The 15943-nt window shown below is 53.8% G+C and carries 16 protein-coding genes; 15 read left to right on the forward strand and 1 reads right to left on the reverse strand.

Annotated elements, in window-relative coordinates; all coding sequences use genetic code 11:
* The first annotated feature begins 32 nt into the window (after positions 1 to 32).
* From GX839_02115 to GX839_02185, 15 genes are all read left to right on the forward strand, one after another.
* Positions 33 to 1634 (forward strand): type II/IV secretion system protein, encoded by a 1602-nt coding sequence (locus GX839_02115; GenBank protein NLB04264.1) that lies wholly within the window; start codon positions 33 to 35, stop codon positions 1632 to 1634.
* An 18-nt stretch (positions 1635 to 1652) separates the two neighbouring features.
* Positions 1653 to 2747, forward strand: coding sequence for a type IV pilus twitching motility protein PilT (locus GX839_02120; GenBank protein NLB04265.1), 1095 nt, complete (start codon positions 1653 to 1655; stop codon positions 2745 to 2747).
* 60 nt (positions 2748 to 2807) lie between these two features.
* A complete protein-coding gene (locus GX839_02125) occupies positions 2808 to 3962 on the forward strand; it encodes a type II secretion system F family protein (protein ID NLB04266.1) in 1155 nt (384 codons plus the stop codon).
* Between the two features lie 32 nt (positions 3963 to 3994).
* Positions 3995 to 4408 (forward strand): prepilin-type N-terminal cleavage/methylation domain-containing protein, encoded by a 414-nt coding sequence (locus tag GX839_02130; protein ID NLB04267.1) that lies wholly within the window; start codon positions 3995 to 3997, stop codon positions 4406 to 4408.
* A 145-nt stretch (positions 4409 to 4553) separates the two neighbouring features.
* On the forward strand, positions 4554 to 5027 hold the full coding sequence (locus GX839_02135; protein ID NLB04268.1) for a hypothetical protein: 474 nt from the start codon (positions 4554 to 4556) through the stop codon (positions 5025 to 5027).
* A gap of 4 nt (positions 5028 to 5031) precedes the next feature.
* Positions 5032 to 6477 carry a VWA domain-containing protein gene (locus tag GX839_02140; protein NLB04269.1) on the forward strand — a complete coding sequence of 482 codons (1446 nt, stop codon included), beginning with the start codon at positions 5032 to 5034 and terminating at the stop codon, positions 6475 to 6477.
* Positions 6461 to 7945 carry a type II secretion system protein gene (locus GX839_02145; GenBank protein NLB04270.1) on the forward strand — a complete coding sequence of 495 codons (1485 nt, stop codon included), beginning with the start codon at positions 6461 to 6463 and terminating at the stop codon, positions 7943 to 7945. Before GX839_02140 ends, GX839_02145 begins: the two co-directional genes overlap by 17 nt.
* A 13-nt stretch (positions 7946 to 7958) precedes the next feature.
* Positions 7959 to 9080, forward strand: coding sequence for a pilus assembly protein PilM (locus GX839_02150; protein ID NLB04271.1), 1122 nt, complete (start codon positions 7959 to 7961; stop codon positions 9078 to 9080).
* A gap of 9 nt (positions 9081 to 9089) precedes the next feature.
* Positions 9090 to 9671: a PilN domain-containing protein gene (locus GX839_02155; GenBank protein NLB04272.1), complete on the forward strand. Its 582-nt coding sequence runs from the start codon at positions 9090 to 9092 to the stop codon at positions 9669 to 9671.
* Positions 9672 to 9680: 9 nt separating this feature from the next.
* Positions 9681 to 10604 carry a type II secretion system protein M gene (locus tag GX839_02160; protein ID NLB04273.1) on the forward strand — a complete coding sequence of 308 codons (924 nt, stop codon included), beginning with the start codon at positions 9681 to 9683 and terminating at the stop codon, positions 10602 to 10604.
* Positions 10605 to 10655: 51 nt separating this feature from the next.
* Positions 10656 to 11135, forward strand: a complete 480-nt coding sequence (locus tag GX839_02165) for a hypothetical protein (GenBank protein NLB04274.1) — start codon at positions 10656 to 10658, stop codon at positions 11133 to 11135.
* A gap of 14 nt (positions 11136 to 11149) precedes the next feature.
* On the forward strand, positions 11150 to 12079 hold the full coding sequence (locus tag GX839_02170) for a hypothetical protein (GenBank protein NLB04275.1): 930 nt from the start codon (positions 11150 to 11152) through the stop codon (positions 12077 to 12079).
* A complete protein-coding gene (locus tag GX839_02175; GenBank protein ID NLB04276.1) occupies positions 12080 to 12859 on the forward strand; it encodes a prepilin peptidase in 780 nt (259 codons plus the stop codon).
* Between the two features lie 151 nt (positions 12860 to 13010).
* Positions 13011 to 14123 (forward strand): hypothetical protein, encoded by a 1113-nt coding sequence (locus tag GX839_02180; protein ID NLB04277.1) that lies wholly within the window; start codon positions 13011 to 13013, stop codon positions 14121 to 14123.
* 58 nt (positions 14124 to 14181) lie between these two features.
* On the forward strand, positions 14182 to 15630 hold the full coding sequence (locus GX839_02185) for a hypothetical protein (GenBank protein ID NLB04278.1): 1449 nt from the start codon (positions 14182 to 14184) through the stop codon (positions 15628 to 15630).
* Positions 15631 to 15789: 159 nt separating this feature from the next.
* Here GX839_02185 and GX839_02190 read toward each other — a convergent pair.
* Positions 15790 to 15943 (reverse strand): hypothetical protein (locus GX839_02190; GenBank protein NLB04279.1); only part of this gene is annotated, 154 nt, incomplete at its 5' end.

Genomic DNA, 15943 nt, shown 5'->3' on the forward strand with positions numbered 1-15943 from the left:
CATGACCTAACCAGTACGAAGGGGCGAATGAAGTGTCATCAGAGGATCGCATCAGCAGCGATAAGCTGGAAGAAATTATCGCGCTGGAAGGCATGGTCGATAATGGCAAGCTTAATCTGGCGATTGCCAGCCAGATGGGCATCCCCCTGGTCGACCTGAAAACGCAGCGCCTGGACGATTCCGTTGGCGGGCTGATTCCCGAGTCAATCGCCAGACGCTACACCGTTTTTCCCATCGCCGTCAAAGATAACGACATTACCATCGCTGTTCATGACCCACGGGATATTATGGCCATTGACGATGTCCAGCTGGCGACAGGCAAGCGCGTATCGGTTGTTCTTTCCGAGAAGGCGGACATCATCAATCTGATCAACCGCTTTTACGACTACAGTGATGAGGCCAGCCAGGCCGTTGAGGAGTACTCGGCTGATCTGAAGCAGGACATCAAGGAGTTCACGGAAAGTGAGGACGTCAGCGCCTCCCCTGTGGTGCGCCTTGTCAACACCGTGATTATCCAGGCCAGCAAAATGAGGGCCAGTGATATCCACCTGGAACCCCTTGAGCACGATGTGCGGATCCGTTACCGGATTGACGGCGAGCTGCGCGAGATCATGAAGGTCAACAAGGCCATGTACAATTCCATGGTGATCCGGATCAAGGTGATCGGGGGCATGGATATCTCAGAGCGGAGAAAACCGCAGGACGGCCGCGTGGAGACCACGGTGGACGGCAAAATCCTTGACCTGCGGATCTCCATCCTGCCGACTGTTTTCGGCGAGAAGGTGGTCCTCCGTCTGCTTGACCGCAGCTCGACCCTGATGACCAAGCAAGAACTGGGTTTCAGCCAGACCAATATTGACCGCTTCAACCAGATTATCAGCGCCCCGGAGGGAATTATCCTCTTGACAGGCCCGACGGGGAGCGGCAAGACGACAACGCTTTATGCGGTTCTTGCGGAAATGAACGCAATAACGAAAAACATCATTACCGTGGAAGATCCGGTCGAGTACCGGCTTGACGGAATCAATCAGGTTCAGGTCAATATCCGGGCCGGCCTTACCTTTGCCTCGGGCCTGCGTTCCATTTTGCGGCAGGACCCCGACATTGTCATGGTGGGTGAGATCCGGGATACGGAAACGGCCCAGATCGCCTTCCGGGCCGCCATCACCGGCCACGTGGTCTTATCCACCCTGCACACCAATGACACGGTCAGCTCCCTGACCCGGCTGGTCGATATGGAAGTTCCCGCCTACCTGGTCTCAACGGCGGTCGTGGGCATTGTGGCCCAGCGGCTGGTAAAAAAACTTTGCAATCACTGCAAGCAGCCTTATCAAACCAGTCAGGCCGAGATGTCCCTGCTGGGGATTACGGAGCCTGTGACCATCTACCGCCATAAGGGCTGCAATGAATGCGGCCAGACCGGTTATCAGGGCCGGACGGCCATTCACGAGGTGCTGGTCATGAACCGGCATATCAGGGATATGATCACTCAGAACAAGTCGGTCGACGAGGTCAAGGATGCCGCCATGAAGGATGGCATGCATACCCTTCACCAGTCGTGCGCGGAATTGGTCCTGAACGGCAAAACGACCATTGACCAGCTGATCAGGGTCACCCAGGCAGAGGACGATTAAGGCATGAATCACAGGGAAATGGAAAAGTCAGTCAACGGCCACGCCGGCCCCGTCATCCCCATCCTGGACCGGGCCATTGCCGCGGGCGCCTCGGATATCCACTTGAGGCCGGAGCGTTCCCCCAGAATCCGGGTCAATACCATCTTGAACCCGCTCAAGGATTTTTTCCTGACAAGTGAGGAAATCCTGGATTTTGGCAAATCCTTCCTGACCGACTACAAGCTTGATGAGCTGCGGGACAAGGGCGAGGTGGATGCGTCGCTCGGCTACCGGGACAGGCGTTTCCGGGCCAACCTTTTTGCCCAGAAGGACGGCTACACCCTGGCCCTCCGCATGATCCCCATGGAAATTCCGTCCATGGAGGACCTCAATCTGCCGGAAGTCCTAAAAGATCTCTGCGAGAAAAAACGCGGTCTCATCCTGGTGACGGGACCGACCGGTTCCGGCAAGACAACGACCCTGGCCGCCATGATCAACTACATCAACGCGCGGCGCAAGGAGAATATTGTCACCATCGAGGATCCGATTGAATACCTCTACAAGGAACAGGAGTCCATGATCAGCCAGCGGGAACTGGGCGCCCACACGCGCTCCTTTGCCAACGCCCTGCGGGCATCCCTGAGGCAGGACCCCGACATCATCCTGGTCGGCGAGATGCGCGACCTGGATACGATTTCGGTTGCCCTGACGGCGGCCGAGACGGGGCATGTGGTTCTCTCCACCCTTCATACGGTTGGAGCAGCCAATTCCATGGACCGGATCATTGACGTCTTTCCCGCCCATCAGCAGGCCCAGGTCCGCACCCAGCTGTCCAATGTCATCGAGGCCGTTGTCTCCCAGCAGCTGATGGCGTCCATTTCAGGCAATGAGATGATCCCCGCCATTGAGGTTATGCTGGGAACGCCGGCGGTCCGCAACGTCATCCGGGAGGGCAAGACCCATCAGATTCTTTCCATCCAGGAAGGCAGCGCCGCCCAGAAGATGATCACCATGGACCGCGCCCTGGTCAATCTCTACCGCAGGGGTCTGATCTCCAAGGATACCGCCCTTCAGTACTCGGTCGACCGGACAGCCATCAGCCGGGAAATCGGCATGCAAGTGAGGAACGGCTAAGTGGAAACTCTCTTTACTTACAGAGCGCTGACATCAGAGGGCACTGTTCAAGCAGGTGAGATGACAGCCAAGAGCGAATCCGAGGCCCTGGCCAAGATCCGGGCCCTGGGTCACACGCCCATCAAGGTCGAGGAAAAGGCCCAGACCTCACGCAAGGTGGGCGGTTCCCTGACGCGTCAGAAGGTCAAGCTGGATCACCTGAAAATTTTCTGTAAGCAGCTTGAAACCATGCTGAACGCAGGTTTATCGCTTCACAGCTCCCTCGATATCCTGGCCGAGCAGACGGAAAGCAAACAATTCGCCGAAATAATCAAGGAAGTCAATATCGCCATCCTGAAAGGCTCTTCGCTGTCCGAAGCCATGAAGAAGTACCCCAAAGTCTTCCCTGAGCTCATGGTCAGCCTGACCGCGGCCGGTGAAAAAAGCGGCCGCCTGGATGAAGTCATGGGAAGGCTGGCCGTCCAGTATGAGCGGGAGGCCAAGGTTAAGAACAAGATGCGGAACGCCATGATCTACCCGGCCATCCTGGGTATCATTACCGTCATCGCCATGGCTGTCATCATGATTTTTGTGGTACCGACCTTTGTCGACATCTTTGAAAGCAATAATGTCCCCCTGCCCATGATCACCAAGATCGTCATCGCCATCAGCAGTTTCCTGGCCCAATACTGGTGGCTGCTTTTAACCCTGATCATCCTTGCAACAATTGCCTTGCGGTCGTATTATAAGACCCCGGGAGGACGGCGTTTCTTCGATCAAAGAAAGATGTCCTTCTTTCTAATTAAAAAGTCCATTGTGCGCATCAACGCCGCCCTCTTCACAAGGACTTTGTCAACACTTCTGGCCTCGGGCGTTCCCCTGATCGAATCTTTGGTATCGGCGGGAGCGACTACCTCCAACATGATCATCGTGGATGCCATGGAGGAGATAACATCCGAACTTCGAAAGGGAGGCAGTCTCAGCAAGCTTTTGGAAAAATCCAAACTCTTCCCCTCCATGATGACCAGCATGATTGCTGTGGGAGAGGAATCGGGCGCCCTGGACGACATGTTGTTAAAAACGGCAGATTTCTACGATGAAGAACTGGAGGATGCCATGCAAAGACTGGTGGCCTCCATCGAACCGGTCATGATTGTTGTCATGGGTGCCATCATCGGTTTTTTGGTTGCAGCTGTTATGCTCCCCATCTTCGGGATGAGCAGCACAGTTCAATAATATAACCCCAAATAAACAGGAGGAAAAGAACAATGAAGGGACTTCAAAAGAAAAGAAAGGGTTTCACCCTGGTCGAGTTGGTGGTGGTCATCGTTATCATTGCCATTCTGGCAGCGGTGGCCCTGCTGAGCTTCGGTGACTTCACCAAGACGGCAAGGGATTCGAGAATTAGATCGGAGCATGCGCAACTGGTTAGTGCCGGCAACATGTGGCGGGCAGCCAATGCTCATGATCCTGATGCGGGAGTACCAGACATCTATGATCTTTTGGAATTCATGGATACTCATAAACCAATACTGGGATATGAGTACAATGAAACTACAGACAAATGGGGTGAAAAGGGGGCTGATAGGCCACATACAATCGACGAACACGGTATGCTAAAATCGGTCACTTCAGACGATAATGAAGTGCTTGAGTATTCATTCGAAGCGGTAACACCATAAGAAGAACCAGGAAAGCCATAAGGATGAGATTAGTGGTTAGGCTTGGCAATTTGGGAGAATCCTAGCGACCGTTGCTGAGTTTATGTTACTCTCACAGGCTATCGTCATTTGAGGAAAACGTGTGATCGATCGGAAGGAACACGGAATGAAGATGTACCGTTCCAGACGCAAGGGCATGGTCCTGGCCATGGTCGTTGTCTTAATGGTCGTCATTTCCGTGTTCTTTTTGATCGCCATGAACCTGCTTCAGACCAACACCAAGATCTCCCAGGCCCAATATGAGATCTCCAAGGCTTATTACCTGGCCCGGGCGGGTGCCGAGATGGGCTACGGCGCCCTTCAGGCGGACGGCCATGAGATGTTTTATGCTCAAAAGACTGTAGCAGAAAACTGTGTCAGCCGGAAGATTGACCCACCCAGTACTTACACGACCGATACCCTCGTCTTCGACGGCCACGACGTGGAAGTCAAGATGCGGCTCATCAGGCAGGGAAGTGAACAGATCCTGGAGAACTACTTTATTGAGATTATTTCTTCAGCCACACTTCCGGACGCTTCCAAGACAGTCAGTATTTTGGTCAGCGTCAGCGATATTAATCTCAAATGGATGAGTGGATAAGACCATGAAAACGAATATGAAAAGACGAAGGGGCTTTACCCTGGTCGAACTGATTATCACGATTGTGGTGGTTGGGATCATTCTTTTGACCCTGACCGGTTTTTTAACGAATGGCCTTTCCTACCACGCCTATAACTCCAGAGAATTTTCGGTTCAAACCGATGTCAAGTATGTTGCGACCCACGTGGGTCAGCAGATTAAAAACGCCACCGTCACTTTTATTGTAACTGCCGACGACTATTCAGGCCGGGCCGAGGGGCTTACTCCGGGCTGGAACTACATCGGCCAGAATGAGGCGGGCACTCAGCTGGTCGAGTTTATCTACAACAAGAATACGGGGAAACATGATAAGCGTGTCCTGACCCAGGGTGCCCCCGGCATGAAATATGAAGTTATTTTTGACAAGGACAATGAAACAGACGATAAATTAGTTGCGTTTGATGTCACCGGCTGGCTGGAACAGCGTACATCATCAGCGGGGGGTGACCACCGTTATTCTTTAAACTCACGGGTCAGCGCGGACAGATCCAACATGGTCTTCAGCAGGGCGACACCGACGAAACCGGGAATTGCCCTGGCCCACAGGAGCGATCCCATTCCCAAGGGCCTGCAAATCAATCTGACCATGGTTCTGGACAATTCCGGCAGCATGGCCTGGGATATGTACGGCAATGATGGGAGGGGCGCCGGTACCAGGCGGATTGAAATTCTTAAAGAAGAAACCCATAAATTGATTGACGATTTTGCCTCCATTGGTTTCGTCAATATCGTCCTGTCACCCTTCGGTTCAGAGGCGCGCCATACTTCTCGGAGGCTTTACAACATCGTCAGCGATCGGGAGACCATTGATAACGCGATTGACGCCATGAACGCGGACGGAGGAACCAATGTGGGGGACGGCATGCGGACCGGCTTTCACAAGATGTTTGACTCAAGCGGCCGTGATCCGCTGCTTGAGCAAAAAGACTACGCCATCATCCTGACGGATGGGGCGGCCAATGGCTACACCATCAAGTCTGAATATGCGCCAACCAAGGGTCAAGGCAAAGGTTCAGGTCCGGGTCATGGTCATGGCGGCGGAGGTGGGCAATATCAGGATCCCTATAAAGGGAGAGACTACCCCGAAGACGCCTATCCCATTGGTCCGACCTTGCCTCAAGGCGCTCAAACCGGAGGCGGTTATAACGATGAACCCGATCCGACACGAGCCAAGACTTATATCAGGCTGGTTTATAACCATTTCGGCGACCGGCTTGACAAGGTCTTTGTGATTGGATTTTCTGCCCTCCGTAACGACAAAATCATGGGCAATACCATCGGAACCCTGACAGGCGGCGGGAACCCCGCTTCCAACTACTATGACGCTTCCAGCTCGGATGAACTGCGCGCCATCTACAAATCCATCCGTGATGAGATCACGAGGGAACTTTGGTATGTCATGGGTCCCTAAAAAATTCGTTAAAAGACCGGGTTTTACCTTGCTGGAGGTGACCATCGCCATTGTCTTGATTGCCATGATCCTGGTGATCACCATTATTGCCTTCGCAGGAACGGTTGACAGCTCATTCTGGCTTCGCGACTACAGTCAAAAATCCTTCCTGAATCAACAGGCTATGGAGGAGCGCATCACTGAAGTCAAGCATAACGGAGGTGGCGAAGTTGCCTACGGAACTCTTTTCGGCAAGACGGTGGAAGGCTACCTGGTATCCGAAGTCATGGAAGGGACAGCCAAGCACCTGAAGACTTTTGTGATTCAGGACAGAGCACTGGAACTCCTGCTGCCCAATGTCGACGTTGTCACCAACAAGGGGAAACCTTATCTCTATCTGAATGAAATGACCGGGCCCATGGATTACACCATTTCAGGCCCGACAGACGACCTGTCCCTCTGGTATACCCAATGGTTTGTTGCCGAACCTTATCTGATAGGCTGGAACCTCAACCAAGACAGGATGGTTCAACGGGACTTCAGCATTCCCCAGATGTTCAGTTACGGCGGAGGGGTCACCTCTACAGAAGATCTTTACCCTACCTATCCCAATCATTTCACGGGTACCAAGATTGTCGGCGACCGGCTTACGGTGACCGGGGCCTATCTGGGCCGGCATCTGGTCTACCATGTTCAACCTGTCGGCCACTACGGCATCACCGGTCTGGGGAATCAATCCGACTATATTTATGTCATGGGCGTTCCCGTCCTATCCGGTCTTAAACACCATTTTGACATGAATTTCTTTGGCAAATCTGATGGCAACAATCTGGAATTGGGTGAGATTGTGAATGTCGACAAAGTTCAGGACATGTACAATGGCGGGAGCAATACGCGGCCAGCCAACATCATGATTTCAAATGATGGCTCCGATTCGGTCAAAAGTGTTTCCAAGGAAATCATGGAGCTGGATGACGGTAAACTGGAGCGCAACCAGAAAATTCTCCGCTTGAAAAATGCCCATGTTACTCTTGGCGCCGCCAACAATGTGACCTTATTCATGAATATCTTTTACGAGGAAGATTTGGACGCCCTCCTGTTTTTGCAAAAACAAGGGAAGGGTTCAACAGTCACCCGATGTGAAGTCCGTATTGAGGACGGCAAGGTTCTGATGCGGTTGTTAACAACGGATGGCCTGCAATCGGTTTATGAGTCTGAGCCACTGCTTGAAAACACCATGTACACGGTCAGTTTTGCTGTCACGAGAGATGAGGAGGGTCACTTCCTGCACTTCCTGCGCGTCGATGGGATCGATGCCGGGGAGTTGGAGCACAGCGATATTTCAATGGCTCAAACAGTCAGCAGCATGCAGATGGGCGGAACCGGTGACATCCAGTTAACTGAGGTCCTGGTCTACACAGCTCTGGACGAGCTGAATTTTTCCAGGGTCGAGCGATACATGCTCGATAAGAATCGGGCGGACAACTGATCAGGAGAAGAGCATGGCAAAAGCGTCAAGAAAAAGTACGGAGGTCCTGGCAGTCGAGCTCGGTGAGCGGACCATCAAGGTCCTTCAGGGGCCAAGCCGCCGCAAGAATGTGACGGCCAACCGGGTCCTCATGGTCGATACGCCGGAGGGCAGCGTTGACCAATACGTCATTACCGACTGGGAGAAGCTGAAGACTGCCTTCAAGCATGAGGTTTTTACCCGGACCAAGTCTAAAAAAATCATGTTCGTGATGGATCATCCCGATGTGATTAAAAGGCGCCTGACTCTCAATGTCGTCGATGACTCGGACCTGCCGGGACTTGTGAAATATCGCCTGGGAGAATACCTGGGTTTCGATATGGACGCCTACATTGTCCAGTTTTCAAAGATAGAAGAATCCGAAGACGCGAGGGGGGTTCCGATCCTGGATGTCTTTGTCAGCGCCATCCCCAAACAAATCGTGGAATCGTATGTTGGCTTCTGTGAAGAGCTGTCGGTGGAGCCCTATGTCCTGGATACCAAGACCAATGTCCTGCAAAGCCTGCTCCTCGAGGGCGTGACCGTCAATGAGGAGATTGATCTGGGGGATTACCAGACCGTTTGTTTCATCGAGATGGGCCAGGAACAGGTGGAGGTCAACATCTACGAGAATGGTTATTTCCGCTACAATCATATCGCGACGCAGGGGATCCTCGGCATCTTCGATACCCTGGCGGACCGCTTCCATCTCCAGCCCGATGAGATCGAAGATCTTATCCTGTCCCATTCCCCCGATCAGCTGAGCGAAGATCATCCGGGTGATTCCCGGTTTTCGCCGGCTGACGATTCCATACCGGCCGGAACGGAAGATGTCGCGGCCATCATGCAAAGCTATCAGGTTGAGCTGATCAACTGGATCGATGGCATCCACCGGGTTCTGCTCATGTTCGGCGGCCGCCAGGACCGGATCAACCAGATTCTGGCTTATGGGGACGGCTTTACCTATCCGGGGACAGCCGACATGCTGCGGCACCGCATCCGGTCCGACATCCAGGTGATCGAATCCATCAGCTCGTGGAACGCATCGAAGCGGTCTGACCGGCTGGGCTCCGAACTGTATCGCTTCGTCAACCTGATCGGACTCATATCCAAGTAGGGGGTGGCCATGCACGATTTCAACTATTTCCAGCCCTACCATAAGGGTAAAGGCAAAACCAACTGGCCGCGCCTCCTGGGTTTTATTGTTGTCCTGGTCGTCCTTGGCCTTGTCGCCATCAACGTTTTGAAGATGGTCATCAGCCTGAATGCCCTCAAAGGAGAGGTGGCCAGTCTGGAGGCCCGGCTCAATGACCCGCAGCTGATGGAAATCGCTCAGGAAGTCGGAGCCGCAGAAGCCAAACTGGCCGGGCTGCGTTTTGACGGTTTCACTGTCGGGGCCATGAAGGCGGTCGTCGATTATGACACGGTCTTTGACTACGACAAGCTGGAGACCATCATCGACCGCCTGGTGGACGACAGTTTCCTGGAGAGCCTGAACTACACCGGCCGTCAGCTCAGTCTCAGAGGCTTGGTCGAAAGTGATGCCTTGGCCAGTGTGGCCCAGCTGGTCTACAACCTGCGGGACTCGGAGGAATACAAGGACTTCAATGTCAGTATGATCTCCCGGGCTTCGGCGTCTGACGACGGCACACATGTTTTCCAGATTGAATTCGTACCCGTGGAATACGCGGATGAAACCGGGCGGTAGGTGAAGAGGATGAAAATTTCATTGTCAAAACGTGAGCGGATACTCATTGTTGGAAGCCTTGTCGCCATCATTCTCTTTGTCTACATGCTTCTGATCCTGCCCCGCTTCAAGGCAAAGATTGAAGATCAGGAAGGCAGGCTGTCCGTTTTGCGGTCACAATTGACTTCCAGGGAAAAAGCGGCAGCCCGGCTGTCTGAACTTCAGGAAGAAACCGGGGTTCTGGAGGCCTACCTGGCAGCCAATCTTGAGGATTACTTCGGCACGGGGCTGGGACAGGAAGATGTCCTGCTCCTGGTCCGGGAGCTTGTGAAGGAATCGGGGATTGACGCCTACGAGCTGTCATTGGATGAAGGCGGCACCGGCCGCCTGAAGAGCAGCCTGGAGAACTATTACAAGCAAAAACAGGCAGAGGCGGGACTGGGGCAGACACAGCCGCCTCCTGCTGATGAGGCGGAAGGCCTGGTATCGGGCCTGCCCGGAACGGGAAATGAAAAGACCCAGGAAAAAACGGCCGGCAAAGATACCGGTGAAAAGCCCTCAGGCAGCTCAACGCAAGGCCCCGGCCTGGTCGATGGCTGGACGGCGCCCCCGCTCAAAATGATTTCCGCCTCCATTCGCTTCCGGTCTGAATATCCCGCCATGATGGACTTCATCCGCCTGATCAGCCAGCATGCCAAGCGGATCGGCATCGAAAATTTGACGCTGTCGGGTTCCGGCGAGGGTGTGGAGGGAACCATCCGGATTTTCCTTCCTGCCCTCGAAATGGTGGAAACCTACTACCCGACACCTGTGCCGGACCTTCTGGAGGACAACCTTGAAAACAGGCACAAAAAGGCAGATCCTTTTAATTATCCCGACCGGTATGTCGAACCGGAGGAAACCGAACCTGTACCGGTGGAGACTTCCGAGCCGGAAGAAGAGGATCTTGATTAAAGGCGAAGGGCAATAGCTGATGCCGGTTGCAGTTCGAAAGGGAGGACAGGTATGAACGCGAGGGAGATCCTTAACAAGCCCTTGTATGAATTGAAAAGAAGCATCAAAATCGGGGAAGTTGAGGCCCTGCTGGTTGACTTCAAGGAGCAGCGGGTCAATTTCCTCTTGATAGGCCGGAACGGCCTTGCGCCGGATGAAGGCTTTGAGGTCAACATCCTGCGTTTTGAGGATCTGTCGGGCAAGGGAGATTATGCCCTGATCATTGCAGATCAGGGTCTGGTGCGCAAGATCACCAGCAGGGAACTTTTTGAAATGCTCTTTTCAGAGTCAGTTTCCATCATCGGCCTGGACCTCTACGCAGCTAATCAGCGGATTGGTCAGCTGGTCGATTTTACCTTTGACCCGGACACGGGAGTAATCGAGAGCGTGACCACGCTGGCACACGGAACGGCTGTCTCCATCGAGGTGAGGCATGATCTATCCTACAAGGACGGCCATGTTCACATGGATCCGGCCACGCGCTTGACTTGAAAGAAGGGAAAACGATGCTTATCAACTGCTCTGACATACAGGGACTGCCGGTGGTCGATCTCTCGACCGGCTCCAGGGTCGGCGGAGCAAGAACTTTTTTGGCCGCATGTGATTGTGTGATCAAGGGTTTACTGGTCAGGCGCGATGACGGATCTTCAATCCTGGTTGAGCCGAGCCGCATCCTGGGCCTGGGATCTGCAGCGGCCGTTGTCGATCTGGACGAGAACGCACTCCTTGTTCCGGGCGAGGAAGGCGAAGGCCTGGTTCCCGGCCGCCCTGTCATTTCCATATTGGGCGAGCCTGCCGGCAAACTGGTCAACTGCACAATTGACCTGGAGTCCTTTGAGATCCGTGAGATCATGCTTGTGGCAACGGACGAAAAGACCGAATTTTCAATCGCTCCTGAGCAGGTTCGCACGCTTGGCGATGATTTCATCATTTTGGCCCCCGGCGCATTGGAAGATCCCGCTTCACCGGAGGTTTCTGTCCCTGTTGCAGCTGACACCCCCGAAGCTCCGCCTCATCCGGAGATTGAAGTTGAAATCGCGGCCATGGACTTCGATCCGGTGGCCAGGCCGGCAATTCCGGTTCCTGTGATGAAGCTTTCGCGCGATCTGACGGAGACACCCCGGAAGCCTCTTCTCGGAGCCTTGACCGCTCCGGTTGTTTTGTCCGTGCCTGAAGAACCGGATGCAGACATGGCGGAGCTGGAAATCGACACCGTGGAAGATCCGGCGCAAGAACCCGAATTGCCTGACATTGACCCCCGGCAGGCCAAAATTGACTCCCTGGTCAACAAAAGTCTTGGGCGGACTCTGGCAATTGATATCGGCGGGGAGCAGACGACACTGCAGGCCGGCACCGTAATTACGAGGGAAATGGCGGAAGAGATCGCGTCCGGCGCGCCTCTCCTTTTGGAAACCCTGCCCTTGTTTGTGGAGTAAATGGTCTATCTATTTGCCTTTGTCCTGGGATCTGTTTTAGGAAGCTTTTATGGGGTCCTCATCGACCGTATTCCGGCAGGCATGAGCTTTGTCCGGGGCAGGTCCAAATGTTTGCGCTGCGGGGCTGTCTTGAAGTTCTGGGACTTGATCCCCCTGGTCAGCTTTGTCGTTTGGCGGGGGCGCTGCCGCTACTGCCATGAACGCTATTCCTTTTTTTATCCCCTGCTTGAATTGGTCACCGGCGGCCTTCTTGTCCTGGCACTGGTGCTTTGGGGCATATCTTTTGAGGCGGCCTACTACTTTATCATGTGGTCGCTCATGCTGATCCTGGCTGTCATCGATTTCCGCGAAGGTTATGTCTACGACGTTTTCTGGATCATTATGGCCGGTGTGAGCCTTGCCTTTACGCCTTTGATTCCCGGCAAATCATTTATTGACCTGCTTTGGGGAGGGGTGGCCGGCCTTTCTTTTTATGGCGGCATTTACCTGCTGGCCCGTTTCATTATGCGAAAGGAAGCGCTGGGTCAGGGTGACATCTTTCTCCTCATGGCCATCGGTACTTTTGTCGGCTGGCAATTAACCATTTTCATTGGTTTTTTTGCCTTCTTTGTGGCCGCTGCCTGGCTCCTCATCCGCTATCTGGCAAGCAGAATCCATCGGACGGATTTCAATTCAGTCCTCTACTTTGCCCCCTGCATGGTAATTGCGACATTCCTTACCAATCTTTTCTGGCAGCCGGTCTACCGCTGTCTGATTGATTTTTTAATCGCCGGCATATAAAACGGCGTTGCTTTGGACAAAGTGTTTGATTCCCCATGCATATTTTGGGGTAGTATAAAGCCAAATAATGATTGCGAAATCGGGGAGCGCGCCCTTGGGCGGTTCCCGTCGTTGTCATGCACGGATCAAGCATGCGGGAAGGAGGCAGCATGTGCTGAAAGCATCTGATTTAGCGGGGAAGCCCATGGTCTCCGAAGCCGGGCAGATGGGGTACAGGGTGACGGACCTTATGGTTGACCGCCCGCGCGCCGCGGTCAGCTACCTTGCGGTCAGCCGGGATGAAGATCCGGGAGGGCGGGAAAGGCTCAAGCTGCCCCTTGACCGGCTGGACCGGGTGGAAACCGATCTGATCAGGGTGCGCGGGATTGGCGGCCAACCCCTGTTTCTGGCGGAAGATAGCCCATTACCCTTATCTTCGGGTAAGGTCAACCTCCTTGGCATGAAAGTAATCAGCCGGACAGGCAACCTGTTGGGGACAGTTGACGATTTTCTATTCAGCAGACGGTCAGGCCTGCTGCTGGTTGTCTACGTTCAAATGGCGGATGAAAGAGTTCTGATCCGCTGTGATGAGGGATTCTCCATTTTGGAAGACATCATCATCTCGAACCTCGACAAACGTTTGGAAGCCTGGGAAGTTGAGAGACTTTTGGAAGCGGCGGAAGAGCCGCCGGTGTCGGAGCCGGTCTCCGCTCCAAAACCCGCAGCTTCTCCCAAAACTGTAAAAACCGATCAAGCGGGGAAAGCCGATCGAGTAAAAACTGAAAAGGCGAAACGGCCCGAAAAAACCAGGAAAGCCGAAAAAGAAAAGAAGCCCGAAAAAATCAAGAGAGCTGAAAAAGAGAAGAAGCCTGAAAGAATCAAGGAAGTCGAAAAAGAGAAGAAGCCTGAAAAGATTGAGAAAGCTGAAAGAGAAAAGAAGCCCGAAAAAATCAGGAAAGTCGAAAAAGAGAAGAAGCCTGAAAAAACCAAGAAGCCTGATAAAACGAAAAACCGGGCTCAAAAAGCGGACAGGCCTGCAAAAGCAAAAAAAGCCGACGAGCCAAAGATAAGCGACAAAACAGTTGGATCTGAAAAATCGAAAAAAGTAAAAGAGAAAGTCCGGTGGCCCCGAAGGTCCGGTGAAAAGCCAAAAAAAACGCCGGCCGGAAGGATCGTGGAAAAAGAGGAGATCGAAGTGAATGCGCAAGGAACTGACCTGGATTTGGATACGCTGCTGCTTTCCAGTTCAGCCAGGAATCTGCTGAAACGTTACATCGATGAATGATGCTGAATCCGCCGATCGATCCTGTTCAGGCGCTTCAGCATTGGCAAGGAGAGAAACCATGGAGCCGCATGCGGAGAAAAAGAAGGGACGGCCGCCGACCTTTGTGATCGCCCTCGTCCCCCTATTTGGACTTATTGGATTTCTGCATTATCTTGTCGACATCCGGGGATATGACCCTCATTACGCTCTGATCGCGGCTGCCATCTTGGCTGCCATGCTTGCTCTGGCCTGCTGCCGCACTTCCTGGAGGATGATTGAGGAAGGTATCCTGGATTCCTCCTACGCAGGTTTCCGGGGCATTATCTTCTTCCTGCTGGCCATCCTCCTCAATGGTTTCTGGCTGCGATCGGGCATCCTGCCCACCCTTGTCTATTATGGAGGAAAATTCCTGACTCCGTCCCTCTTCCCCTACATTACCCTAGGCCTGTTTGCCCTTGTTTCCTTCGCCACCGGGTCTTCCTGGGTCAGTGTGGGCATGCTGGGCCCCTCTTTTATGACCATAGCCGCTCTCCTTGGGCAGCCCCAGGCCATGGCAGCGGGGATAATTCTTTCAGGTGCCTTTTGGGGCAGCCGGTTATCGCCCCTGTCATTGTCCAATTACCTGTCTGTCTCAGTCACGGGTGCCCGGCTGGCCGACCACATCAAGCATTCCCTGGTGACAGCCATTCCCGCTCTGGTGGCTGTCCTTGCCTCCCTCATTTCTTTTGAACCTCAATGGCGATCGGCCTCTGGCGGAAAAGAGATTTTCCTGGCTGACCTGGCGCGTCTATTTTCCATCAATCCCCTGCTTCTATTCTTTCCAGTTCTTTTCATCATCCTTCTCACGCTGCGCGTCTCTGCCGTTCCCGTCTTTTCCCTGGGGGTTCTGACAGGTTCCATCCTGATTGTTTTTTACCAGCAAGAGCCGGCACGGACCCTCATGTCAGTGGCCGGATCGGGCTCTCCGGCATTGATGGAGTCGCTGGGAAGCCAGGGGCAAACCTACTGGGCGATTCTGGACAAGGGAGGGGTTCAGGATCAATGGTGGGTCGTGGGGCTTATTCTCTGCGCCTTTGTATTTGGCGGGGTTATGAAGACTTCAGGGCTGCTGGAGGCCCTGCCCAAGGCCTTTGTCGGGGCAGCCAGCACCAAGCGGACCCTGGGTGTTTTGGCGGTCCTCAGCAGCATCTTTGTCAATCTGGCTTCCCCGGATCATTATTTGTCAATCGTGCTTCCCGCCCGGTTTGCGCGGACACCCATGGCCAAAACAGATATGGAACCCGAAGACCTGTCGCGTTCCCTGGCCGACACAGGGCCCCCGACTGCCGCTCTTGTTCCCTGGAGCATGACCGGGATTGTGATGGCGGCCCTTCTGGGAGTGGAGGCAGGGGCGTATACGCCCTGGGCAGTCTACAATTGGGTAAGCCCCCTCCTGGCGATCTTGTTCGCGCTGCTGGGGATCTTCCCGTCCAGGGATAGCAAATCAGCCAGGAAACCCGGCAAAGAGCAGGGACTTTTCTCCCTTTGAGGGCGCCCGCCAGCGGGCGGCATAGAGGACTGACGCCCCATGAACGCCTTGGTCCCTGTGTTATAACCCGAGTTTTACAGTTATGAGAGAGGAAAGCCCTGCGGACCTTCGTAGTCGCAGGGCTTTCGGGGGTTTTAGGGGATGCAGATAGTTGTTGTGCTATAGCTCCAGCGCGATGGATGAGATGATCCGGTTAAAGCGCTCCTGTTTGACCTCGACCAGTTCAAGGGATGTCTGGAAGACCTCTTGTATGCGCGCGAAATCCCGGGCCACCTCATCCTCTTCAATGAAACGCAGCGTCTCGACAAGTTCC

Origin of the sequence: Fastidiosipila sp. (assembly GCA_012511175.1) — a bacterium.
Lineage (GTDB): Bacteria > Bacillota > Clostridia > Saccharofermentanales > DTU023 > UBA4923.